The sequence below is a fragment of the Kocuria sp. CH-021 genome (assembly GCF_049716185.1).
GTDB classification, from domain to species: domain Bacteria; phylum Actinomycetota; class Actinomycetes; order Actinomycetales; family Micrococcaceae; genus Kocuria; species Kocuria cellulosilytica.
In genome coordinates, this window is the sequence record NZ_JBNAFK010000002.1 from 236,337 (window position 1) to 259,943 (window position 23,607).

Sequence of the window (23,607 nt, forward strand, 5' to 3'; positions counted from 1 at the left end):
GCGCAGGAGAGCAACCGCACAGGAGGGCACGGCGCAGCAGGGCACGGCGCAGGGCAGCACGGGACGGGACGGCACAGCACGGCACAGCACGGCACAGCACGGCACAGCACGGCACAGCACGGCACAGCACGGCGCCCGCCCACCGTGCGGTGGGCGGGCGCCGTGGGGCCGGTGCGGGGAGGTCCTACTCGGCGTCGTGGTCCGTCTCGAGGATCCGCACGAGGTTGTCGAGCGCGTCGTCGGCGCCCTCGCCCTCGGCGCGGAGGACGACCTTGTCCCCCTGGCCGGCGCCGAGGGACATCAGCGACAGGACGCTTGAGGCGTCCATGGCCTCGTCCTCGGGCTCGCCCTCGGCGGCGATGGTGATCTCGATGTCGTACTCCCCTGCCGCCTCGGCGAAGATCGCGGCGGGGCGGGCGTGCAGGCCCACGGACGAGGCGATGGTGGCGGTGCGTTCTGCCATGGTGGTTCTCCTTCGGGTTGCGGGGTCCGGGGTGTCGGACCCCGGGGGTTGGGGTGGTGCGTTGCGGCCCGGGCCGCGGGTCAGAGACCGAGCTCGGCGAGCACGTCGAGCTCGGCGCGCACGGCAGCGGAGGCGTCCTCCGCGCTGGGCTGCTCGATCGCGAGCTCGGCCAGGGCCCGGGCGGTGGCGAGGTCCACGCTGCGCAGCACGGCCGCCACCGGGGCCAGTCCCCGGGGGCTCATGGACAGGGTGTGCACCCCGAGGCCCACGAGCACGACGGCGAGCGCGGGATCCGCCGCGGCCTCGCCGCAGACCCCCACGTTGCGCGGTCCGGCGCCCTCGGACTCGGCCCGGCGGGCGCCCTCCACGGTGTAGCGGATCATGCGCAGCACGGCGGGCTGCCACGGGTTGTTGAGCTCGGCGAGCGAGCCCATCATCCGGTCCGCGGCCATCGTGTACTGGGTCAGGTCGTTCGTGCCCAGCGAGACGAAGTCGACGTGGCGCAGGATCTGGTCGGCGGTGACGGCCGCGGACGGCGTCTCCACCATGACCCCGGGAACGCGCAGCCCGGCGTCGGCCGTCATGGCGGCGAAGTCCCGGGCCTCGGAGGTCGTGGCGATCATCGGCGCCATGACCCACACGTCGGCCTCCGTGGCCTGCTCGGCCAGCGCGATCGCCTCGAGCTGGCGGGCCAGCACGCCCGGCACCGACCGGTCGGTGCGGAAGCCGCGCACGCCGAGCGCCGGATTGGGCTCGGCGGTGTCGGTGAGGAAGGGCAGGGGCTTGTCCGCCCCGGCGTCGAGGGTGCGGACCACGACCTTCTTCCCGGAGAAGGACTCGAGGATCGCGGTGTACTGCTCCACCTGCTCCTCGACGGACGGCTCCTTGTCCCGGCCCAGGAAGCAGAACTCGGTGCGCAGCAGTCCCACGCCCTGGGCGCCGGCCGCGGCCGCCGTGCGGGCGTCCTCGGGGGTGCCCACGTTGGCGAGCAGCGGCACCTCGGTGCCGTCCGAGAGCACGCCCCGGCCGTCGAAGGCGGTGCGCGCCGCGGCGCTGCGCACCCACGCCTCCACGAGCTCCTGCTCCTCCTCGCCCGGCTCCGTACGGAGCTCGCCGGTGGCCCCGTCCACGAACACGCGCGTGCCGTCCGCGAGCGCCTCGACACCCCGTGCCGCCACGATCGCGGGCAGGCCCAGGTTGCGGGCCAGGATGGCCGTGTGGGACTGCGGCCCGCCGCCGGAGGTGACCAGCGCCAGGACCATCTCGGGGTCCAGGGTCGCCGTGTCCGCGGGCGCCAGGTCCTCGGCGGTCAGCACGAATGGAACGTCCCGCTGCGGCACGCCCGGCATGGGCAGGCCCTGCAGCTGGGACACGAGCCGCGCCCGGACGTCCTCGATGTCGGCGGCGCGCTCGGCCATGTAGCCGCCCAGGGCGCGCATCTGCTCCGCGTAGTCGCTCGCGGCCTCCCACAGGGCGCGCTCGGGGGCGAGCCCCTTCCCGGTGATGAGCTTCGCGGCGTTCTTCAGGAGCGCCTTGTCCCCCGCCATGAGGGCCGTGGACTTGAGCACGTCCGCGGCGTCCTTCTCGACGGCGACCTCGGCGCGCCCCTTGAGATCCGCCTTGACGGCGGCCGCGGCCGCCTGCAGCCGGGCCACCGCCGCCTCGGGCTCCTCGTCCCGCAGGGCCAGTCCCGCGGCCGGCTCGGAGACGGGATCCGGCATGCTCACGAGCTCGCCGATGACGCGGCCCGCGCACACTCCCACGCCTGTCAGTGTCTGCATGGTGTTCCTCTTCCTCGAGAAAAAGAGCTGACCGTGCACGGGCCCCCGATGGGGCCCGTGCACGTCGCTCAGGCGGTGGTCGGCACAGCGGCGGCATCCTCGCGCGAACGGGTGGCGTCGGCCACCCGCCCGTGCGCTCCACCCACGTGCTTGAGGGCGACGACGACGGCTGCTGTGACCAAGGTACCGACAACCACCGCGAGCAGGAACATCAGCGGGTTGCCGATCAGCGGCAGGATCCACACGCCGCCGTGCGGTGCCGGGGAGAGCGCCCCTGCACTGAGGGAGATCGCGCCGGCCACGGCGCCGCCCACCATGGTGGAGGGCAGCACGCGCAGCGGGTCCGCGGCCGCGAACGGGATCGCGCCCTCCGAGATGAAGGAGGCGCCCAGCAGCCACGCCGCCTTGCCGTTCTCCTGCTCGGCCACGGTGAAGTAGCGCTTGCCCACGAGCGAGGCGAGGGCCAGGCCCAGCGGCGGGACCATGCCGGCGGCGATGACGGCGGCCATGATCTCCTGCGGGGCGGTGTTCACGGCCGTGGCGGCACCCAGGCCGGCGGCGGCGAACGTGTAGGCGACCTTGTTGATCGGCCCGCCGAGGTCCGCGCCCATCATCAGGCCGAGGATCGCGCCGAGGGCCAGCGCGCTGGCGCCGGTCATGCCGTTGAGCCACTCGGTGAGCCACGCCATGAAGGTGGCGATCGGCCCGCCCAGGACGAGCAGCAGCAGGCCCGAGGAGAACAGCGTGGCCAGCAGGGGGATGATGACCACCGGCATCAGGGAGCCGAGCCAGCGCGGGAGCCGCGGCTGGGCCAGCCAGTAGGCGGCGAGGCCGGCCAGCAGGCCGCCCACGATGCCGCCGAGGAAGCCGGCGCCCATGAAGTTGGCGACCAGGCCGGCGGCGAAGCCGGGCGCGATGCCGGGCCGGTCGGCCAGGCCGTAGGCGATGTAGCCGGCGAGCGCCGGAACGAGCAGCCCGATGGCCAGGGCGCCCATCTTGAACAGCACGGCCCCGATGTACTGGGCGACGGTGGCGTCCCCGAGGGCCCACAGGGTGGAGGTCCCCAGGATGTCGTCGGCGACGTTGGCGATGTCCGCGCCGGCGATCATGAAGCCCAGGGCGATGAGCAGGCCGCCCGCAGCCACGAAGGGGATCATGTAGCTGACGCCCGTCATCACGGCCTTGCGGATCCTGGTCCCCCACCCCTCGCGCCCGCCGGAGGAGTCGGACTCGTCAGCGGCGCCGGCGGCTCCCTGCACGCGCTTGGCGTTCGGGTTCCCGGCGTTGGCCAGGGCCTCCTCGATCATGACCTTCGGCTCGTCGATGCCGCGCTTGACCGGCGAGGCGACGTAGGGCTTGCCGGCGAACCGGGAGCGGTCCCGGACGTCGACGTCGGTCGCGAAGATCACCGCGTCCGCCGCGGCGATCGTGGCGGGGTCGAGCTTGGTGAAGCCGGCGGAGCCCTGGGTCTCGACCTGCAGGTCGACCCCCATCTCCTCGGCGGCGTAGGTCAGTCCGTCCGCGGCCATGTAGGTGTGGGCGATGCCGGTGGGGCAGGCGGTGACGGCCACGATCTTCTTGCCGGCGTGCGGGCCGGCGCCCTCGGCGTCGCCCCCGGTCTGCGCCGCGGCGGGCGCCGGTGCGGCACCGCCGTCCTCGGACCGGGCGTCCACGGACGCGGGCACCGCGGTGGCGGACGTGGCGCCGGCCGCGGAGGCCCCCTCGGCGGGTGCGGTGTCGGCCGTCCCGCCGAGGCCCAGGGCGTCGTCGACGATCCGGACGATCTCCTGCTCGGAGCGCGCGGAGCGCAGGGCCGCCACGAAGTCCTTCTTCATGAGCGAGCGGGCGAGCTTGGCCAGCAGCTTCAGGTGCGTCTGGTCGGCCCCCTCGGGCGCCGCGATGAAGAAGACGATGTCGGCGGGGCCGTCCTTGGCGCCCCAGGGGACGCCCTGCGCCAGCCTGGCCATGACCAGGGTCGGCTCGAGCACGGCGGTGGAGCGGCAGTGCGGGATCGCGATGCCGCCGGGGATGCCGGTGGCGGTCTTGTTCTCGCGGGCGATGGCGTCCGCCAGCAGCCCGTCCAGCTGCTCGGCGCGACCGGTGCGCTGCACCAGGTCGGCGAGCCGGCCGATGACGGTTTCCTTGTCTGCTCCCAGGTCCTGGTCGAGCGAGACCAGGTCGGGAGTGATGAGCTCGGACACGATGTCCTCCTTGAGCGGCCGGGCCGGTGGCCCGGGTGGTTCGGATGAGGTGGAGTGGGTCTGGTTCAGCTGGAGACGGCGCGCGCGGGGAGCTCCCGCACGGTGACCGCCTCCGGGGTGGTCTCGGAGAGGGCCGGGACCCGGGTGCCCGGCAGGGCTGCCGCCGCGGACCCGGAGGCCACGGCCTGCCGCAGGCACTCGGACGGCGCGTCGCCGCGCTCCTGGGCGATGAGGTAGCCCGAGAGCGAGCTGTCGCCGGCGCCCACGGTGGAGCGCACGGCCACGGGCTCGTGGACGGCGTGCCAGGAGCCCTCCGGCACGGTGAGCACCGCACCGCCGGCCCCGAGCGTGGTGAGGACCGCGCCCAGGCCGCGCCCCACGAGCGCCGCGGCGGTCGCGGCCGCGAGGTCGGGATCGGCCTCGAGCCGTTCGCCGTCGACCGTCCCCACCAGCTCGGCGAGCTCCTCGCCGTTGGGCTTGATGAGGTCGGGCAGGGCGTCGTCCCCGGACACGGCACCGCGCAGCGCCGCCCCGGACGTGTCCACGGCGAACCGGGGCGAACGCTCCCCCAGCACCGTCCGGACGCGGCGGACGATCCGTGCGTAGACGTCCTCGGGGGCCCCGGGCGGCAGGGAGCCGGCCAGGACCACCCAGGAGGCGTCCGCGCCGCGGTGCACGAGGAGGTCGACGACGGCGTCGACGTGCCCGGGGCTCAGCGGCGCGCCCGGGGCGTTGATCTTGGTGGTGGTGCCGTCCGGCTCGGTGATCGTGATGTTGGAGCGGATCGGAGCACCGACGGGGACCGTCTCGTAGGGCACCTGGGCCGCGGCGAGCTCCGCCAGCAGCGGGTCCCCGGGGTCGCCCGGCAGCACGGCCAGGGTCGGGACGCCGCTGGCGCGCAGGGCCCGGGAGATGTTCACGCCCTTGCCGCCGGCGTCCTGCCGGGCGCCGTCGGCGCGCTGGACGGCGCCGCGGCGCAGCGGGGCCGGGAGTTCGACCGTGCGGTCGAGGGAGGGGTTGAGGGTGAGGGTGAGGATCACGCGATCACCACCTCGACGTCGGCCTCCTCGAGGGCGGCGGCCAGTTCCGGACCGGGGGCCCGGTCGGTGATGAGGGTGTCGACTTCGTCGAGCGACGCGAAGCGCATGAGGGTCTCCTGATCGTGCTTGGCGGAGTCGCAGAGGACCACGACGCGCCGGGAGGTCTGGATGATGGCGGTCTTGACGACCGCCTCGATGGGGTCCGGCGTGCTCAGCCCGAACGCGGCGTGGATCCCGTTGCAGCCCACGAACGCGAGGTCCGGGCGCAGCCGGGTGTAGTGCTCCGCGGCCCGCCCCCCGGCGGCGGCCCAGGTGAGCTTGCGGACCCGCCCGCCGACGAGCTCGAGGCCGATGCCCGTGGCGTCGGCGAGCTTGGCGGCGATGTGCAGGGCGTGGGTGATGATCAGCTGCTCCTGCCCGTCCGGCAGGGTGGAGTCGGTGCGGACGATGAGGTCGGCCAGGGCCTCGACGGTGCTTCCGGCGTCGAGCACGACGGCCCCCGCCCCGCTGGTGCGCAGCAGGTCGAACGCCGCCTGCGCGATCCGCCGCTTCTCCGGGGTGTTCAGGTGCTTGCGGGAGGAGATGGCCTTCTCGTCGGACGTCGACTGGTCCGCCGAGACGGCGCCCCCGTGCACCCTGCGGAGCCTGCCCGCGGCCTCGAGGGCCGCGAGGTCGCGACGGACGGTCTCCATGGTGACGTCGAAGCGGCGCGCCAGGTCCGCGCCGTTGACCCGGCGGGTCGCGACCACCAGCTCGGCGATCTCGGCCTGGCGTTCTTCTGCGAACATGGCGTTCACCTCACGGTCGGAAAGGATGGTGGATCTTTGCGTTCCCTTGAGTTTATGTGAGTTCGTGTGGTTTTGCTAGAGGTGTCGGTGATCCAGTTCACGAAATGCCACATTCGGTGGTGGAGCCGGTTCCGGTGCCCGCATCCGGTCCCGGGCACCGTCCCGCCACCGGTCCCGAGCACCGTCCCGCCCCCGTCCCGCCGCCGTTCCACCACTGTCCCGCCGCCGTCCGGCACGCAGATATCCTGGATGGGGACGACCGGACCGTGGAGCAGGGCGCCGCGGCGGCCCTCGGGCCGGGTCGACCTCCAAGCGTTGGCCACGAAGCCCCGCCACGCGCCCGGCGACGCCCCCGGACGACACCCCGGCCACGCGCCCGACGACACCCCCGAGACCCAGGAGAGCACTGCCCATGACACCCCGTGAGCTCTACGGACGCTTCGCCCTCGCGGAGGCGGTGACCTGGACGCTGCTGATCCTCGGCATGGTCCTGAAGTACACGGGGGTCTCGGCGGCCTTCGTCCCCGTCTTCGGCATGCTGCACGGGCTGGTGTTCCTGGGGTACTGCGTGGTGACCTGTTTCGTCTGGGTGGACCAGCGGTGGACCGCGGGCTTCGGGGCGCTGGGCCTGGCGAGCGCCTTCGTCCCGTACGCCACGATCCCCTTCGAGCGCCGTGCACAGCGCTCGGGCCGGCTCGAGGGCGGCTGGCGCCTGGCCCCCGGCGGCGACCGTCCCACCACCGTGCTGGAGAGGCTGGAGGCCTGGTCCCTCCGCAGCCCGTGGCTGGCGGTGGCGGCGGGCGCGGTCGTGGTCGCAGGCCTCGCCTCGGTGCTCCTGTATCTGGGCCCGCCGGTCCCGCGCGGCTGAGGCCTGCACCTGCCGGCCCCGCGCAGATGGTGCCCGGCCCCACCGGTTCCCCGCGGATGGTGCCCGGGCCCACTGGTTCCCCGCGGATGGTGCCCGGGCCCACTGGTTCCCCGCAGATGGCGCCTGGCCCACCGGCCCCCGCAAATGGTGCCTGGCCCACCGGCCCCCGCAAATGGTGCCCGGCCCCGCCGCTCCCGCGCGGACGGTCCGGGAGCGCGCCGCGCCGGTTCCTGGCGGCGGGGCGCCCGGTATAGCGTGGTCGTCGGGACGGCCCCGCCGACCGGCGGCGGCGCCACGAGGAGGATCCACGTGACCAATTTCGCCAACGTCGAGCGCCGGCACCTCGCCGCGCTCCTGCGCCGCCTGGGCCCTGACGCCCCCACCCTGTGCGAAGGCTGGAGGACCCGTGACCTCGCCGTGCACCTCGTGCTGCGCGCGGGGCGCCCCGATCTGCTCGCCGGAAGGGTGCTGCCGCGGGTGCCCGTGCTCGGCGAGCGCACCCGCCGTGCCGAGCAGGCCGTCGCGAGCCAGCCGTGGGACGAGCTCGTGCGGAAGGTGGAGCACCCTCCGCTGTACTCGCCCGCGCGGCTGGGGCCGGTGGACAAGCGGATGAACACCGTGGAGTACTTCGTCCACCACGAGGACGTCCGCCGGGCCCAGCCCCAGTGGCACGAGCGTCCGCTGCTGCACGACGAGGAGCAGGCGCTGTGGCGGTCCCTGAGCCTGCTGGCCAAGGTCGCGCTCAAGGATGAGGAGGACACCGTGGTGCTCATCGCCCCGTCCTACGGCGCCGTCCGCGGCGGCCGCGGCCGGACCGGGACCGTGCGCGTGCTCCGCGCCGCGCCGAGCGAGCTGCTGCTGTGGGCCCTCGGCCGCCGTGGTCAGGCCAAGGTGGAGGAGACGGTCGAGTAGCCCGGCGCCGCGACGACATCAGGAGACGACGTCAGGAGGGGACCGCGCTGTGCGGTCCCCTCCTGACGTCGCGGGCCGTCAGCGGAACAGGTCCGCCCGGACGCCCATGATGATCCGGTCACCGGGCCGCGCGGTGCGCATGTACCGCGCCACCTCGTGCTCGTGCAGGGCGATGCACCCCGCGGTGGGCTTCTTGTTGGCGTGCAGGAAGATCGCGAAGCCGTTGCCCTGGACGATGGTCGAGTCCGGCGGGCGGTTGTAGTTGATCACCACGCCCAGCCGGTAGTCGCCGGAGAGCGAGAAGTACCACATGTTCTCGTCCGGCCAGGTGTAGCCGGTCGACTCGAAGTACTTGTTGTAGAGCGTGCCCAGGCGCCCGCCCCACCGGGAGTTCGGGTTGAGCTGCCGGTAGGGCAGCGCGGTGCCCGGGTTGTAGACCCCGAAGGACTCCGTGACCGAGTACGAGCCCTGCGGCGAGTACAGGTACTGCGTGTGCCCCGAGGGCACGCCGGGGCGCTTGAAGCCGCTCGCGCCCACGTAGGCCGACGTCCGCCACTCCTCCACGTAGCTGCCGCCGATGCGCACGCAGTTGACGAAGGTGGCCTGGGAGCGCCCGTAGCCCTCCGCGATGGTCAGGGACACGCGCGCCGCGTTGCGGGTCGGCTGCACGGAGCGCCCCGTGTTGAGGTGGTGGCACTCCCCGCGGAACAGGTGCGTCCGCGCCCCGGTGGCGCGGCTCCAGGTGACGAGTCCCCGCTGGAAGGTCTGGTGCACGCTCCCGGTGCCGATCTCGTCCGTGACGGGGTAGCCGAGGGAGCCCCGCTCGCGTCCCGTGGCGATCCACCGCTGCCCGATGGCACCGTTCGTCTTCACGGCCCGCGCTCCGGTGGCGGAGCTCCAGTAGATCGTGTGGGCCCTGGTGAAGGACTGCCGGCACCCGCCCCCGGCCAGGCCGCAGATCTCGTCCGTGGTGGGGTACCCGTAGGTCCCGGCCTCGCGCCCGCCGCGGATCCACTTGTGGCCGATCGCGCCCCGGGTGTTCACGGTCCGGGCCCCCGTGGCTGAGGTCCAGAAGACCGTGCGGTTGTTCGAGAAGGACTGCCGGCACCCGCCGGACGACCCGCAGATCTCGTCGGTGGTGGGGTACCCGTAGGTCCCGGCCTCGCGCCCGCCGCGGATCCACTTGTGGCCGATCGCGCCCCGCATGTTCACGGTCCGGGCCCCCGTGGCTGAGGTCCAGAAGACCGTGCGGTTCTTCGAGAAGGACTGCCGGCACCCGCCGCCCACGAGGTGGCAGGACTCGTCGTCGACGGGCCAGCCCAGGGTGTCGACCCCGCCCCCGAGGGTCCAGCGGTGGCCGATCGCGCCCCGGAGCTGCACGAAGTGCGCGCCGTGCGCCTCCGACCACAGGACCACGCCCCGCTCGTGCGGCCACTCCCAGCCGCCCTTCCAGGGGCGCATCCCCGCAGTGGGCGCCCCGGTCCGGGCCGCCGCCCGGACCGCGGCGGCCTCGAGCGCCTCCCGGATCTCGACGGGCACGTCCACGTCCTCCGCGGCGGCCGCGGCCGCCGTCTCCTGCGACCCGGCCTCCGGTGCGGCCGCTCGCTCCTCGGCGGGCTCCGCTCCCGCGGAGGGCTCCGCGGTCGGCTCGGCGGTGACCGCCCGCTCGGCCGGGGCGGTCGGTCCGGCCGAGCCCGTCGGATCTGCCGGCAGCTTCTCCTCCGCCGGGCCGGTGGGCCCGGCGGAGGGGCCCGGGGGCGCCTGGCTCTCGAGGTCGGGGGCGACCGTGAGCACGGCCCGCGCCTCGGCGCCCGAGGCGTCCACCACCGCGTAGGCCACCTCCACCGGCGGGGCGTCGGCCGGCCGGTCCGGGGAGGGCTCCAGGGCGAGGACCGGGTGCCCGGGGAGCTCCCAGTCCTCGGGCAGGGACTCGGGCTCCGCGTCCGGGGACACCACGCGCAGGGACCCGAGGTCCGTGCGCAGTGCGTCGACGAGCTCGTCGTCGGGGTCGTCGGCCGAGGGGTCCACGAGCCGGAGCCGCACCGCCGAGGGCTCGTCGAGACCGTCGTTGGACAGGACGTCGAGGAGTGCGGTGCGCCCGGCGGGCACGGTGGACGCGTCGTCCACCGGCTCGAGCCGGACGGCTGCCGCGACGGTGCCCGCGGCGGGACCGGGCGTCGTCGTCGGACCGGCCGAGACGCCGGGAGCGGGAGCGGACGGGGCCGCGGACGCCCCCGGGGCACCGGCGAGCACGACCGCGAAACAGGCCGCGACCGCGGCGGGGATGCGCAGAGCTGAGATCTTCATGGGGGGTCCCTTGCTGGGCGATCAGTCGGTGAACTCGACGTAGTGGTCGGGGGTGGTGGTGGCGAAGACGCGCACGGCCAGCTCGGCGTCGTGCGCCGCGGCGAAGGCGACCTCGAGGGAGGCGCTCTCCCCGGGGGCGATGGTCGGGAAGGTCTCCATCGGCACGCCCAGGGACTCGTCGAAGACGGGGACCGCCGGCTCCGCACCGGCGACGGCGACCGGGAAGGACCACGGCACGGCGTCGACCGGGGTGCTGCCGGTGTTGGTGAGGGTCAGCGTGAACACCTGGACCGGGGTGCCCGGAGCGGCCCGGACGGGACGCTCCCCCGTGGTCGCGGGGCGGGGGCCTTCCACCACGGCCTCCAGGGAGCCGTCGAGCCGCTGGGCCGTGCCGAAGGACCCGGCGGCGTCCCGCGTGGAGGTGGCGTCGTAGGGGGCCACGTCGTTGCCCGACGGCGCGGGGCCGGCGCTCGGCGTCGCGGCAGCGCCGGTCGCCGTGGGCGCGGGCCCGTCCGAGACCGCGGGCGGGCTCGTGCTGGGGGCCGTGGTGGCACTCGGCCCCTCGTTCTCGGCGCATCCCGCCAGCGCGACGACGAGCAGGGCGGCGCAGACGGGTCCGAGCCGGCGGCCGGGTGGTGGGGGGAAGGTGACTGCCATGGGGGGACTCCTCGACACGGTCCTGGGGGGGACCGACCGGCGCCGTGCCACCTCCGGACGAGCGGGGGGGCGGCGCCCCGGGGGGGGGGGGCCCCCCCCGGCGCGGGGGTGTGTTTTGTTGACGCGCGAACCCGGGGGGCCCCCGGCCCCCCCCCCCCCCCCCCCCCGGGGCCCCCCCCCCGCCCCCGCCCCCCCCCGGCCGGGGGGGGCCCCCGCCCCCGGTCGTGGGGGTCACGCTACACGGACGGTTTGCTTTTGTGATTCGCGTGACACCGTGTGGCGCGCCGTGCCACCGCCGTCACGGACAGGGGCGCTTCGCGAGCTCGGCCGCCAGGGACTGGGCCGATGCGGTGGAGGAGTCGATCCGCCAGTCCACCTCCTTGTCCAGGTGGAACCAGACGAGGCCCGTGACGTCGGGCTGCTGCGCCAGGTAGTGCACCAGGTGGGCGTTCCACTCGGCCTTGGAGCCCCCGGCCTCGGCGCCGGCGGTCTCGGCGACGATGATCTCCTTGCCCGGGGCCAGGCGCCGCATCTCGGACAGCCCGTAGGCGAACAGGTCCCACGGCTGCTGCCAGCTGGACCACGTCTGGGAGGTGCCCCAGTTGTAGCCGTCCAGGGCGACGACGTCCACGTACCCGGCGCCGGGGTAGAGCCCGTCCAGGGGTGTGGACCCGTAGTACGGGACGTTCGGGTTCCACACCCACTGGACGTTGTCCGCCCCGGCAGCGGTGAAGATGTCGTGGACGTGCCGCCAGGCGGCCACGTAGTCCCCGGCGCCGTTGCCGTTGACCCCCTCGGACCACGGGTACCAGTTCCCGTTCATCTCGTGGCCGAAGCGCAGCATCACCGGGGAGCCCCAGTCGGCCAGACGGGTGGCCCAGTCGGTGATGTGGGCGTCGTGGGCGCCCGAGGCGATCGCGTCCAGGGAGTGGGCGGGCTGGTCGGTCCCGCCGCCCCAGACCCACGGCTCCCAGGTCAGGAGGGTGGTCGCCCCGGACGCGCGGGTCTGTTCCAGCTCCCAGTAGGGCACGGGCTGGCGGACGTCCTTGTAGGAGAGCACGATCGAGGGCTTCTCCCCGGTCAGCGCGGCCACCTCGGCGAGCTCGGCGGAGGCCCCGGGACCACCGGCCGTGCCGACGCCGAAGCGCAGCGGGCACGTGCGGAGCTGGGGTTCGGCCGGCGCGACCGCGACGGACCGGACCGGCTTCTTCGCCGCGGCGAGCGCCGTCGGACCGCTCGGGGAGTGGACCGACAGGCCGGCGTGGGCCGCGGGGACGGCCGTCAGACCCAGGGCGACCGCGGCGGCGGCGGCCGTGAGGGAGAACAGGGCACGGGGAGGAACGGGAGCAGGCATGGGGGGCCTTCCGGGGGGAGCGGGCTCTCCGCCGACGGCGAGCGCGCTGGGGGTGGCGCCTCGCCGGAACGACGAGAATGAGCAGCCGCAAACTAGCATCCGGCGGCCACCGCCGCCCCGGGTCCGTGCCGGCGGCGTCATACGTGCTGGCCGGAGGCGGTGACCGGCCGTCATGAACGGCGGTCCGTCCGCTCGCCGCACCCCCGATCCGCTCGGCCGGATCCGCTCGGCCGGATCCGCCCGGCCCCCGGGATCTCACCGGGGGACGAGCCGGAACAGGAATCCGGTCCGGACCATGCCCCACAGCAGGCCGAGGACCAGGACGTAGGCGACGGTGTTGACCCACAGGTTCCCCTGCTGCAGGGCGGGGACGTTGGCCACGGCCAGGATCAGGAACACGTGCATGACGAACACGTACAGGGTGGCCTGCCCCAGGGGGACGAGGAACCATCCGAGCGCGCGCTCGAGCGGGCGCCAGTAGGCGCTGAGCACGGTGTAGCCGGCCACCACCACGAGGAGCACGTTCACCAGCCGGCCGATCCCCAGGTAGGTCCGCCCGAAGAAGGCGTCGTAGACCGTGCGGAACGTCGACTCCGGCAGCAGGGCCAGCCGGACGTCGTAGGCGTTGGTGAGGTACGGGCTGGTCCAGGAGAAGAGCGCGAGGGCGACGGCCAGCGCGAGGCACGCGCCCAGCACGGGGCGGTGCCGGGAGAACCAGTCGACGAGCTGCCGCCGGTGGTGGCCGGCCGTCATGCCGAGGACGAACAGCACCTGCCACACCAGCAGGGGGAACGAGTCCTCGAACTGGGACGGCAGCAACCGGATCCGGAAGACGGTGCCCGCCGCGTAGAGGGCCAGGCTGACGGTGAGGACCAGCCACGCGCGCCCGCGCGCCAGGGCGGCGAGGACCAGGGGGCTCACCAGCAGCAGGACCACGTACAGCCCCATGATGTTGAACTGCCACGGGCCGATCTGCAGCAGGAACAGGGACGGGATCAGGTGGGCGGGAACGGGGAACTGCAGGAGTCCCTCCATCCCGGAGTAGAGGTCGTACGTGGCGCCCGCGGCACCGACCCCGGCGGCCCCGGTGCCCTGGTCCGTGAAGGTGGTGACGGCGCCCGCGTCCAGGAAGGGGAGCAGGCTGAGCCCGTAGACGGCCAGCACCACGACCAGGGCGGTCACGTAGAGCTTCCAGGCCCGCGAGGTGGTGCGGTCGACCACGACCCCGAGTTCGTCCTTGGCCCGCGACCCGTGCACCATGCCCAGGACCGCCCCGGAGAGCAGGACGAACAGCTCGGCCCCCGAGACGACGCCGACGGTCTCCTGCGTCAGCAGCTGGAACACCGAGGTGATCCCCACGTGGTTGACCACCACGAACACGATGGCCGCCCCGCGCAGCATGTCGATGCGGAGGTCCCGCCGGGAGGGGTCCGCGTACGCCCACGCCCTCGCCGGCCCCCGGAGCGGGAGGACCCACAGCAGCGTCGCCAGGGCCGGCACGGCGAGCGCCCCTGCCCACGCGGCCGGGCCCTGGAGCACGGACCCCGTCGCCGCGGGACCGGCGCCCGGCAGATCCGACCGTTCGGTGACGGGCCCGGTGACCAGGGCGGAGTCCTGCATCCGGTCGCCGGCCGCCGAGGCCAGGGCGGGGTCGGCCGTGATCCTCCAGTCGACGGTCACCGCACCGTTCTCGCGCTGCTCGACCGTCTCGTTCCACACCACCGCGCGGACGCGGTCGTGGTCGCCCGAGGAGACCGTGGAGAGCACCTGGTCCCACCAGGCCGACTTGATGTCCTCCTCGGACGGGCCGCCCGCTCCCCGGCTGTAGAAGGCCCCCGTCTCGACCATGAGCGGTTTCTCGCGGCCGAGGGCATAGGCGGCGTAGAAGTCGTCCTCCTCCGACGGCTCCGCCCCTCCCGCGGATCCCAGCAGGGCGCCGAACGACTCCGGCGAGGGCTTGACGTTGCGGGCCGGTCCGCTGCCCGTCTCGTCGTGCGGGGCCACGAGACCGACCCAGTCGACGACGTCGTCGCCCGGATAGTAGGGACCGTAGGGGTCGTCGTCCTGGTCCCAGACGCCGTCGCCGCTCGTGTCCAGGGACGCCAGGTCAGCACCCGGCGGAGGGTCGCCGGACGGGGCGCGGAAGGGGTAGTCCGTGCCGGCCGTGGGCGACCAGACCATGACCGGCTCCCCGAGCTCGGCGTCCACGGCGGCCGCCACCGTCCGGAACGCCTCCGTGTACGCCCGGGGCTGCTGCCCCCACGGCACCCAGGAGGCGTTCATCTGCGGGGCGAAGCGGACGAAGACCCTGCCGGCGTATCCCTCGGCGGCGTCCGCCAGCTGCTCCGCCAGGACGGCGGCCCGTGCCTCGTCCACCCGGCCGAGCGAGATCTCGGGACGGATCGTGAGCAGGGCGTGGGCGCCCTGCCCGGAGACCTGGGAGAAGTAGTCCCGCAGGTGGCCCTGCTCCTGCTCGCTCATCGGCAGCGGAACCGGCCGGCCGTACACGGCCGCCGGTGCGCCGAGGCGCTCGGCGTGGCCGGCCGCCGTGTCCTCGCCCCAGTCCAGCAGCGCCCCCAGATACGGGCCGTCGGGCTCGGCGTGCTCCGCCGCCCGGGCCGGGCCGGCCGGTGCGACGAGGAGCACGAGCAGCAACAGGATCGACGCCGCCGCGGCGGAGGGGCGCGCGCGTCGTCGGGTGATGGGTACCAGGGTGCCCTCCAGGGTCGGTGCGGGTGCGGCGTCGTGCACCCAGGGGGGAGCCGTCGCCCGGGAGCGCCGGAACAGGTGCGGGGGGCCCGGCTCGGACGACGGACGCCGCGGGGAGCAGCTCGTCCCGCGCGCGTCCACCGATAGCATCACGGCGCGGCGCCGGACGCCCGGAAGCACGGCCCGTGTCCTCCGGGCCCCTCCCCTGTCGGCCCTGTCGGCGCCCCCGCGGGGGGACGATACTGGTCGTCATGGAACGGACGGTGCGGGCGGACGAGCACTACGAGCTGTGGGTGGAGGAGACGGGCCGTCCCGAGGGCTCGCCCCTGCTCCTGGTGATGGGCGCCAACGCGTCCGGCGCGACCTGGCCGGACGAGCTGGTGGCCCGCCTGGGCGCCCGGCACCGCGTGGTGCGCTACGACCACCGCGACACCGGCCGATCCACCCGCGCCTTCGCCGAGCACCCGTACGCGCTGCGCGACCTCGCCGAGGACGCGGTCGCGGTCCTGGACGCCCTCGGCCTCGACCGGGCGCACGTGGTGGGCATGTCGATGGGCGGCACGCTCGTGCAGCTCCTCCTGCTCGACCACCCCGGCCGGCTGCTCAGCGCCACGGTCCTCGCGACGTCCGCGCTCGGCACCGGTCCGGCCGGGCCCGGGGAGACCGGCCTGCCGGGGCCCGATCCGCGCCTGCTGGAGCTGTGGCAGCACCTGGCCGACCCGCGCGACCCGGATGAGGAGATCCTGTGGCGGGTCGAGCACTGGCGGATCCTCAACGGCGACGCGCTGCCGTTCGACCCGGAGGAGTTCCTGCGCCTGGAGGAGCGCGTCGTCGTCCACTCGGGAACCGCGGAGAACCCGGCGGCGCACGCGCTGGCCGACCAGTCCGGCCTGGACCGCGCCGGGGAACTCGCCGGCGTCACGGTGCCCGTGCTGGTCGTCGAGGCGCCCGAGGACCCGGTGAACCCGCCGCCCCACGCCCAGCATCTCGCGGCGTCGATCGGGTCCGCCCGCCTCGTGACGGTCCCCGGCCTGGGCCACGCCCTGCCGCACAGCGTGCTCGGCCCCCTGGCCGACGCCGTCCTCGAGCACACGGCGGCGGTCGACGGCGGCAGGACCGGCTGACGCCCCGCGCACGGGAGCGCCCCGTCCACCTCGGGACGGGGCGCTCGTTCCCTCGCACGGATCCCGGTCCTACTGCCGGTGGACTCCGCCTCCGGTTCCGGACCGTGCGCGTGCGTCGAAGCCGGTGCCGACCGGATCAGTGCTTGTGGTCGTACTCGTGGTCGTCGTCGTGGTCGTGGCCCTTCTTGTGCTCGTGCTTGCCGTCGTCCTTCATGTCCTCGTGGTGGTCCCGGCTCCGCTTGTCGTCGTCGTCGTAGAAGTGCCACTTCTCGTGCTTCTCGCAGTACCACCAGTGATCCTGGTGATCGTGGCCGTTGTACTTCTTGTCGTCGCCGTCCTTGTCGTGGCGGTGGTCGCGGTCCCGGTCGTACCGGTCGTGGTCGTGGCGGTCGCGGTCGTGCCGATCCTTGCCGTTGCGGTCCTTGCCGTCGCGGTCCTTGCCGTCGCGGTCCTTGTCGTACCGGTCGTGATCGTGGTCGTGGCGGCCCTTGTCGTCGCGGTCGCGGTCCCGGTCGCCATCGCGATGACGGTCTTTCTCCCAGTTCCTGTCCCGGTCGCGATCCCTGTCGCGATCCCTGTCGCGATCCTTGTCGCGGTCCCGGTCCCCGCGTTCCTGATCTCTTTTTTCGTAAGTGCTATGGCTATATTTATCGTCGGGCTTATCATTGCCTGACCCCGCGACCGCCGGGGTGGCAACCGTTCCTCCCACGAGGGCGGCGGCCATGGCCGCGCCGACGAGGGTCTTCCGCAGACTGCTCATTGCTGCTCCTGTGGAAAGGGCATGACATGGGGATCGTCATGCGATCGAGATGTTCCGAGACCTGGGCAAGAGGTCTCACCTATGAGATAGGTATGAACACCGTAGGAGTGTCCTGAGTCACGGTTCAAGACTCCGGCCAGGGCAATCGCCATCACGGTTTCGTCTCGTGGCATCCCCGGCGCGGCACGTCCTGCCCGGGCCCTCGCCGGCGCGGTCCCCGCGCGGCCTGATTTGCGACGGCCACCGCACTGCGCGCTCCGGAACCCAGTGTTGGCGCGGATCTTGCGAGCATCCTTCCCGAGCGCACACGCCTCGGGCGGATCGTGCCGGGTCGCGTCCTCGTCGGACGGCCGCACGGAGGACAGCAGGCTTACAGCTCAGATCGAGATGTCCGCGCAACATGTGACGTCATGAGTGGTCGCGACCGCAAAGTCGTGGACCGGTGGAGCCCCCTACCGGATTCGAACCGGTGACCCCCTGTTTACAAGACAGGTGCTCTGGCCAGCTGAGCTAAGGAGGCGGAGCGGCTCTCGGGCCTCCGCACGGGTGCGGCCCGGGCAACCGGTTCCTCAGGATATCGGACGCGCCGGGGGACGCCGAAATCCCCCGCACCGGCACGGCTCGTACAGCACGACGGCGTCGCACCCCGGGCGGGGACGCGGCGCCGTCGTGCTGCTGCGGGGGCGGACCCTACTCCTTGGCCTCCACGGCGGCGTCGAGGGCGTCCTGGAACGGCTCGTTGCCGAGCCGCTCGCCGTCGATGAAGACGGTCGGGGTGCCGGACACGCCGTTGGCGAGGGACTCCTGCGAGACCACGTTGACCATCGGCCGCCAGGTGTTCTCCTCGAGCGCGCTCGCGATGTCGGCGCCGTGCGCGGAGGCGATCTCCACGAGCTGCTCGTCGTCCAGCCCACCGGTGCCCTGGTGGGAGAACACCTCCTCGACGAAGGCCAGGTACTGCTCGGTGGAGACCTGGTTGCCCACCTCGTAGGCGGCCGCCGCGGCCCGGGACGAGTACTGCGTCGGCGTCGAGCGATCGAGGAAGTTCAGGTTGCGGTACTCGAGGGTGATGTCGCCGGAGGTCACGGCCTCCTCGATCGCCTCCCCGTTCTCGGTCTCGAAGTCGGCGCAGTGCACGCACTCGAAGTCCTGGAAGATCACGACCTGCACGGGCTCGTCGTCACCGGAGGCCTCGACGCCCGGCGGGACGGCGGACTCGTCCGGGGTCTCCGGGGGCTCGGGGACCTCACCGAGGTCGCGCTCCTGGACCTCCGACTCGCCGGTGCGGATCCCGTCCGCCGTCAGCACCGTGCCGCCCCACTGGTTGGCGCTGGCCGGGACGGGCCCGGCCTCGGGGATCTGCTGAGCCCGGTTCTGCGCCACCACGATGCCGATCACGGCGACGATGACGAGGACCAGGGCGAGGATGCCCAGCTGCAGGATCCGGCGGGAGCGCTTGTCCTGCCGTGCGTGCTGGTCCGCGACCTGCCGCGCCCGCTCCCGGGCGGCGTCGCGGTTCCGGGGGTCGGGGGTCGTGCTGCTGCTGGATGCCATGGGTCCTCTTCGAAAGATCCTCGGGGGCGGATGGGGGCGTGTCGTCGCCCAGATTATCGGACCCTCTCCCGGCCCGCCGACTCAGCGGATCCCCAGGCGGAACCATGAGCACACTGACGAATAGACTGAGGCCAGGACGACGACGACCTACCGGAAGGACACCCCGTGAGTGCAGAGCAGACTCCCACCGCCTCCTCGGACGATCTGGAGCAGGTGCCGGAACCTCGGACCGACGTGCCGCAGGAGGCGGGCTACGACTTCGTCGTGGTCTCCAACCGGTTGCCGGTGGAGCGCGTCGTGGAGCACGGCGAGTCCTCCTGGCGCCGCTCCCCCGGCGGGCTCGTGGCCGCGCTGTCCCCCGTCATGGCCCGCAACGCCGGCGCCTGGGTGGGCTGGCACGGAGCCGCCGACGAGACGCTGGAGCGCTTCGACCACGACGTCTTCCACCTCGCGCCGGTGCCGCTGTCCGCCGACGAGGTGGAGTCCTACTACGAGGGGTTCTCCAACGCGACCCTCTGGCCCCTCTACCACGACGTCATCGCCCCGCCCGAGTTCCACCGCACGTGGTGGAACACCTACCGCCGGGTCAACCGCCGCTTCGCGGAACGGACCGCGGAGATCGCCGCCGAGCACGCCACCGTGTGGGTGCAGGACTACCAGCTGCAGCTGGTGCCCAAGATGCTGCGGGAGCTGCGACCGGACCTCACGATCGGGTTCTTCAACCACATCCCGTTCCCGCCCCTGGAGATCTTCGCGCAGCTGCCCTGGCGGCGCGCCGTCCTCGACGGCCTCTCCGGCGCGGACCTCATCGGCTTCCAGCGCCCGGGCGACGCCCAGAACTTCCAGCGCTGCGTGCGGCGGTTCCTGGACGTGCCGTTCAAGAACGGGGCGGCGCGCTTCGGCACGGACGACGCCGGGTGGACCGTGCACGCCCGGTCCTACCCCATCTCCATCGACGCGGAGGCGATCCAGGAGCTGGCCTCGCGGCCGGAGGTCAAGGAGCGGGCCCGGGAGATCCGCCACGAGCTCGGCGACCCCGAGACCGTGTTCCTGGGCGTCGACCGGCTGGACTACACCAAGGGCATCCTGCACCGCATCAAGGCCTACGGGGAGCTGCTGGAGGACGGCAAGCTGACCGTGGGGCCGTCGGTGCTGGTCCAGGTGGCCAATCCGTCCCGGGAGCGCGTGGAGTCCTACGTCCAGCTGCGGGAGGACGTGGAGGGTCTCGTGGGCCACCTCAACGGCCAGCACGACACCATCTCGCACACCGCGATCCGCTACCTGCACCACGGCTACCCCTTCGAGGAGATGGTGGCGCTCTACCTGGCGACCGACGTCATGCTGGTCACCTCCCTCCGGGACGGCATGAACCTGGTGGCCAAGGAGTACGTCGCGGCCAAGACGGACGGGTCCGGGACGCTGGTCCTCTCCGAGTTCACGGGCGCCGCAGAACAGCTCAAACAGGCCTTGCTCATCAACCCCCACGACATCGACGGGCTCAAGGACGCGATGCTGCGGGCCAAGGAGATGTCCGCCGCCGAGGCGAAGAAGCGGATGCGCTCGATGCGCCGGCAGGTCCTGGGCAACGACGTCAACGACTGGTCGGAGGCCTTCCTGCGGGACCTCGCCCGCACCCGCCCGGGCACGACCGGTGAGGAGGAGCAGTGATGAACGCGCACGACGACACCCGCACGGCCCTCGAGGAGTCCCTCCACCGCGCGGCGGAGGCCGAGACCCTGCTGGTCGCCCTGGACTTCGACGGCACCCTGGCCCCGTTCACGGACGACCCGGACGACAGCCGGGCGCTGCCGGAGGCCCAGTCCGCGTTCGAGGAGCTGCTGGGGCTGGACCGCACGTACGTGGCCGTCATCTCCGGGCGGCCCATGCGGTTCCTGCGCTCCGTGGTGGATCCGGCGGGCCGGATGCTCCTGTCCGGCTCGCACGGGGCGGAGCTGCTCCTCGACGCGCTGGGGGCGGCAGCCGCGGACACCGCGCTGCAGCTCTCCCCCGCGCAGGAGGAGCTGCTGGCGCAGGCCACCGCGCTCGTGGAGGCGCAGGTGGCCCGGTACCCCGGGTCCAAGCTGGAGCTCAAGCCCACGGGAGCCGCCTTCCACACCCGCACGATGGCGGACCAGACCCTGTGCGCCCGGGCGGAGCAGGAGATGATCGAGCAGTTCGAGCAGCTCGAGGGGCTGAAGATCACCCCGGGCCAGCACGTGGTCGAGTCCTCGGTGCACTCCGCGACGAAGGGCGAGGGCATCACGGCCTTCATGCAGGCCACCGGCGCGGACGTCACCCTGTTCGCCGGCGACGACGTGACGGACGAGAACGCCATGCGCGAGCTCGGCCCGGACGACCTCGGGATCAAGGTGGGCACGGGCGAGACCGTGGCCCCGCACCGTGTCGCCTCGCCGGAGGAGCTGGCCTCGGCCCTGGCCCGTCTGGCCGGGCTGCGCCGGGACGCGCAGCAGTGATCCCGGACGACATGACCGCCGATGACGGCGAGCCGGGGACATCTGCACGGCAGGAGTGACTAGGATCACTGTGGTCCCCATCACCTGTGGGGGCAGCTCTTCTCCTTCGGATCGTCCGGCACGTGCCTGCCGGGAAAGAGGCTGTGAACCATGTCTTCTGTGCGCTACGCCAACGTCACCTGTCAGTACCCCGGGGCCGAGCGGCCCTCGGTGACCGACCTGAACCTGGACATCGCCGACGGGGAGTTCCTCGTCCTGGTCGGCCCCTCCGGGTGCGGCAAGTCCACCACCCTGCGGATGCTCGCCGGCCTCGAGGAGGTCACCGGCGGCAACATCTACATCGGCGACCGCGACGTCACCGACGTCCCCTCCCGGGACCGCGACATCGCCATGGTCTTCCAGAACTACGCTCTGTACCCGCACATGACCGTGGCCGAGAACATGGGCTTCGCCCTGAAGATCGCCAAGATCTCCCCCGAGGAGCGCCGCCGGCGGGTCGAGGAGGCCGCGAAGATCCTGGATCTGACCGACTACCTCGACCGCAAGCCCAAGGCACTCTCCGGCGGGCAGCGCCAGCGGGTGGCGATGGGCCGGGCCATCGTCCGGTCCCCGCAGGTGTTCCTGATGGACGAGCCGCTGTCGAACCTCGACGCGAAGCTGCGCGTGCAGACCCGCACCCAGATCGCCTCGCTGACCCGCCGGCTGGGGGTGACCACGGTCTACGTGACCCACGACCAGGTCGAGGCGATGACGATGGGCGACCGGGTCGCGGTGCTCAAGGACGGGCTGCTGATGCAGGTCGACACCCCGCGGGCGCTCTACGACCGGCCGGCCACGGAGTTCGTGGCCGGGTTCATCGGCTCCCCGGCGATGAACCTCTTCCGCGTGCCGGTCCAGGGCGGGACGGCGACCTTCGGCACGATGCGCCTGGAACTGACCCGGGAGCAGCAGTCGGCGCTGACCGGGGACCGGGTCACCGTCGGGATCCGGCCCGAGGACCTGCACCCCGCGGCTGAGGGAACCGGGCTGCCGATCGAGGCCGACGTGGTCGAGGAGCTCGGCGCGGACGCCTTCGTCTACGGCCACCTCGCCCCGGTCACCGCCGCCAACACGATCGTGCCCGTGGACCCGACCGGGGGAGTCGACGAGGACGCCGAGGGGGCGCACGAGATCATCGTGCGCGCCGAGGGCCGCACCCCACCGCGGGCCGGGACCACCATCTGGGTCGCCCCGGACCTGGAGCACGTGCACCTGTTCGACACCACCACCGGCAACCGCCTCCCCGACTGACGTCCGCGCGGGCGGACCGGCAGCAGCCGCACCGCACCGGCGCCGCGGCGCCCTCCCCTCTCCGGGGAGGGCGCCGCGGCGTGTCCGGGGCCGGATCAGTCCCGGGCGGGGTGGTCGGCGAGCACCTCCTCGACGAGCTGGGGGTCGGCGTTCCGGACGTCCCAGTCCCCGGTGCGCTCGTGGTAGGCCCGCGCGGCGGCAGTCACGTTGTAGCGGCTGGCGTCGCGCGGCGGATCGGAGTGCTCGAGCACGTGGATGAGATGCGTCTCGGCCTGGGCGAGCGCCTGGGAATCCTGCATGGCGAGTTCCTTTCGGTGCCGACCGGACCCGTTCCGGTCAGGATTGATCAGCCAACTGACGGATTCTAGCCGACGGATCCCGTCGACGCACCGGGCGTCCAGCACCGGACGTCCAGCGGAACGGCCCGGCTCAGCGCAGGTCCAGCTCCTCGAGCTCTTCGTAGAGCTCGGCCGTGCGGCTCACCCGTCGTCGTCCCTCCGGTCCCGCCGCGGCCAGCACGCCGTCGGCGAGCACCGACACGAGGCTCATGGCCGCCGCGTAGGAGTCGAACGGCCCCAGGCCGTCGAGCGGGCACTCGATCCACAGGTCCACGGCTGACGCATGGCGCCGGGCCGTGCTGTCTGCGACGAGGACGGTCCGCGCCCCGGTGGCCGCGCAGACCTCCACCAGGCGCTCGAACCCGCGGGGGCGCCGCCGGAAGCCCAGCAGGACGACGACGTCGCCCTCGCCCACGTCCACGAGCTCCTCGCCGAGGGTCTGACCGGGCAGGGGGGCGAGCCGCACGCGGTCCCGGACCTGCTGCAGCTGCTGCTTCAGGTGCAGCGCCACCGGGTAGCTGTTGCGCAGCCCCACGAGCAGGACGGTCCTCGCGTCCGCCAGCGCGCGCACGGCCTGGGCCGGGCGATCCTCCCCCGACTGCTCCAGGACCTTGCGCAGGTTCTTGAGCTCCTGCTCCAGGTGCCGGCTCAGCTCCGGATCGGCGTCGGGGCCGAGGGGCACGCCCTGCTGGCGCAGGGTGCGTGCGGTCTCCCGGAGCTCGGTGAAGGACTCGAAGCCCAGGTGGCGGTAGAGCCGGGAGAGGGTGGCCCGGGAGACGCCGCTCATCTGCGCCAGCTCCGCCGAGCTGTACAGGGCGAGGTCGTCCAGGTGGTCCAGGATCAGGTCGGCCGCCCGCTGCTCCTGCGGCGAGAGCCCGGCGTAGTGCGCGTGGATGCGCTGTTCGATCGACACCCTCACCACCCTAGCCACCGCGGGGGCCGGGCGCGGGAGCGCCCGCGGCGGCACCGGGGCCGTCCCGGTTGCTA

At 73.4% G+C, this 23,607-nt stretch carries 19 protein-coding genes and 1 tRNA gene; 6 read left to right on the forward strand and 14 right to left on the reverse strand.

The genetic code is table 11. The features are described from left to right. Positions 1 to 184: 184 nt before the first annotated feature. The 5 genes from ACPYN7_RS02355 to ACPYN7_RS02375 all read right to left on the reverse strand — a co-directional run bounded on the left by ACPYN7_RS02355 (position 185) and on the right by ACPYN7_RS02375 (position 6,273). Positions 185 to 463 carry an HPr family phosphocarrier protein gene (locus ACPYN7_RS02355; RefSeq protein WP_058874276.1) on the reverse strand — a complete coding sequence of 93 codons (279 nt, stop codon included), beginning with the start codon at positions 461 to 463 and terminating at the stop codon, positions 185 to 187. Positions 464 to 543: 80 nt separating this feature from the next. Continuing rightward, a complete protein-coding gene (ptsP, locus tag ACPYN7_RS02360) occupies positions 544 to 2,244 on the reverse strand; it encodes a phosphoenolpyruvate--protein phosphotransferase (protein WP_058874275.1) in 1,701 nt (566 codons plus the stop codon). A 68-nt stretch (positions 2,245 to 2,312) separates the two neighbouring features. Then, positions 2,313 to 4,445 (reverse strand): PTS fructose transporter subunit IIABC, encoded by a 2,133-nt coding sequence (locus tag ACPYN7_RS02365; RefSeq protein ID WP_424346576.1) that lies wholly within the window; start codon positions 4,443 to 4,445, stop codon positions 2,313 to 2,315. Between the two features lie 65 nt (positions 4,446 to 4,510). Further along, the gene (locus ACPYN7_RS02370; protein WP_424346577.1) at positions 4,511 to 5,485 is read right to left on the reverse strand and encodes a 1-phosphofructokinase family hexose kinase; all 975 of its coding nucleotides are present in this window, start codon (positions 5,483 to 5,485) and stop codon (positions 4,511 to 4,513) included. Continuing rightward, complete coding sequence (locus ACPYN7_RS02375; protein WP_058874272.1) at positions 5,482 to 6,273, reverse strand: DeoR/GlpR family DNA-binding transcription regulator; 792 nt, start codon at positions 6,271 to 6,273, stop codon at positions 5,482 to 5,484. Before ACPYN7_RS02375 ends, ACPYN7_RS02370 begins: the two co-directional genes overlap by 4 nt. A gap of 412 nt (positions 6,274 to 6,685) precedes the next feature. Here ACPYN7_RS02375 and ACPYN7_RS02380 point away from each other — a divergent pair, with 412 nt between their 5' ends. Next, positions 6,686 to 7,141 carry a DUF3817 domain-containing protein gene (locus tag ACPYN7_RS02380; protein WP_058874271.1) on the forward strand — a complete coding sequence of 152 codons (456 nt, stop codon included), beginning with the start codon at positions 6,686 to 6,688 and terminating at the stop codon, positions 7,139 to 7,141. Positions 7,142 to 7,450: 309 nt separating this feature from the next. Continuing rightward, positions 7,451 to 8,053: a TIGR03085 family metal-binding protein gene (locus ACPYN7_RS02385; protein ID WP_058874270.1), complete on the forward strand. Its 603-nt coding sequence runs from the start codon at positions 7,451 to 7,453 to the stop codon at positions 8,051 to 8,053. 78 nt (positions 8,054 to 8,131) lie between these two features. On the opposite strand, the gene ACPYN7_RS02390 is transcribed toward ACPYN7_RS02385, so the two are convergent. From ACPYN7_RS02390 to opgC, 4 genes are all read right to left on the reverse strand, one after another. After that, positions 8,132 to 10,360: a L,D-transpeptidase family protein gene (locus ACPYN7_RS02390; RefSeq protein ID WP_424346578.1), complete on the reverse strand. Its 2,229-nt coding sequence runs from the start codon at positions 10,358 to 10,360 to the stop codon at positions 8,132 to 8,134. Positions 10,361 to 10,381: 21 nt separating this feature from the next. Beyond that, positions 10,382 to 11,017 carry a hypothetical protein gene (locus tag ACPYN7_RS02395; RefSeq protein WP_058874268.1) on the reverse strand — a complete coding sequence of 212 codons (636 nt, stop codon included), beginning with the start codon at positions 11,015 to 11,017 and terminating at the stop codon, positions 10,382 to 10,384. Between the two features lie 298 nt (positions 11,018 to 11,315). Then, on the reverse strand, positions 11,316 to 12,371 hold the full coding sequence (locus ACPYN7_RS02400; RefSeq protein WP_424346579.1) for a glycoside hydrolase family 26 protein: 1,056 nt from the start codon (positions 12,369 to 12,371) through the stop codon (positions 11,316 to 11,318). 255 nt (positions 12,372 to 12,626) lie between these two features. Beyond that, a complete protein-coding gene (gene opgC / locus ACPYN7_RS02405) occupies positions 12,627 to 15,122 on the reverse strand; it encodes an OpgC domain-containing protein (protein ID WP_424346580.1) in 2,496 nt (831 codons plus the stop codon). A 209-nt stretch (positions 15,123 to 15,331) separates the two neighbouring features. On the opposite strand from opgC, the gene ACPYN7_RS02410 reads away from it, so the two are divergent. Next, positions 15,332 to 16,204 (forward strand): alpha/beta fold hydrolase, encoded by an 873-nt coding sequence (locus ACPYN7_RS02410; protein ID WP_424346581.1) that lies wholly within the window; start codon positions 15,332 to 15,334, stop codon positions 16,202 to 16,204. Between the two features lie 136 nt (positions 16,205 to 16,340). Here ACPYN7_RS02410 and ACPYN7_RS02415 read toward each other — a convergent pair whose 3' ends face one another. The 3 genes from ACPYN7_RS02415 to ACPYN7_RS02425 all read right to left on the reverse strand — a co-directional run bounded on the left by ACPYN7_RS02415 (position 16,341) and on the right by ACPYN7_RS02425 (position 18,518). After that, a complete protein-coding gene (locus tag ACPYN7_RS02415; RefSeq protein WP_424346582.1) occupies positions 16,341 to 16,964 on the reverse strand; it encodes a hypothetical protein in 624 nt (207 codons plus the stop codon). A 443-nt stretch (positions 16,965 to 17,407) separates the two neighbouring features. Then, positions 17,408 to 17,484 (reverse strand) — tRNA-Thr (locus tag ACPYN7_RS02420). Positions 17,485 to 17,654: 170 nt separating this feature from the next. Next, the gene (locus ACPYN7_RS02425) at positions 17,655 to 18,518 is read right to left on the reverse strand and encodes a DsbA family protein (protein ID WP_424346583.1); all 864 of its coding nucleotides are present in this window, start codon (positions 18,516 to 18,518) and stop codon (positions 17,655 to 17,657) included. Between the two features lie 204 nt (positions 18,519 to 18,722). On the opposite strand from ACPYN7_RS02425, the gene ACPYN7_RS02430 reads away from it, so the two are divergent. The 3 genes from ACPYN7_RS02430 (at position 18,723) to ACPYN7_RS02440 (ending at position 22,282) form a co-directional block, all read left to right on the forward strand. Continuing rightward, entirely contained in the window at positions 18,723 to 20,186 is a 1,464-nt protein-coding gene (locus tag ACPYN7_RS02430) for an alpha,alpha-trehalose-phosphate synthase (UDP-forming) (RefSeq protein WP_424346597.1), read from the forward strand. Then, complete coding sequence (gene otsB, locus ACPYN7_RS02435; RefSeq protein WP_058874262.1) at positions 20,186 to 20,992, forward strand: trehalose-phosphatase; 807 nt, start codon at positions 20,186 to 20,188, stop codon at positions 20,990 to 20,992. Before ACPYN7_RS02430 ends, otsB begins: the two co-directional genes overlap by 1 nt. Positions 20,993 to 21,142: 150 nt before the next feature. Continuing rightward, positions 21,143 to 22,282 (forward strand): ABC transporter ATP-binding protein, encoded by a 1,140-nt coding sequence (locus ACPYN7_RS02440; protein ID WP_424346584.1) that lies wholly within the window; start codon positions 21,143 to 21,145, stop codon positions 22,280 to 22,282. Positions 22,283 to 22,377: 95 nt separating this feature from the next. Here ACPYN7_RS02440 and ACPYN7_RS02445 read toward each other — a convergent pair whose 3' ends face one another. Both ACPYN7_RS02445 and ACPYN7_RS02450 read right to left on the reverse strand, forming a co-directional pair. Beyond that, positions 22,378 to 22,581 carry a hypothetical protein gene (locus ACPYN7_RS02445; protein ID WP_058874261.1) on the reverse strand — a complete coding sequence of 68 codons (204 nt, stop codon included), beginning with the start codon at positions 22,579 to 22,581 and terminating at the stop codon, positions 22,378 to 22,380. A 130-nt stretch (positions 22,582 to 22,711) separates the two neighbouring features. Continuing rightward, positions 22,712 to 23,533, reverse strand: a complete 822-nt coding sequence (locus ACPYN7_RS02450; protein ID WP_424346585.1) for a MurR/RpiR family transcriptional regulator — start codon at positions 23,531 to 23,533, stop codon at positions 22,712 to 22,714. Positions 23,534 to 23,607 lie beyond the last annotated feature (74 nt).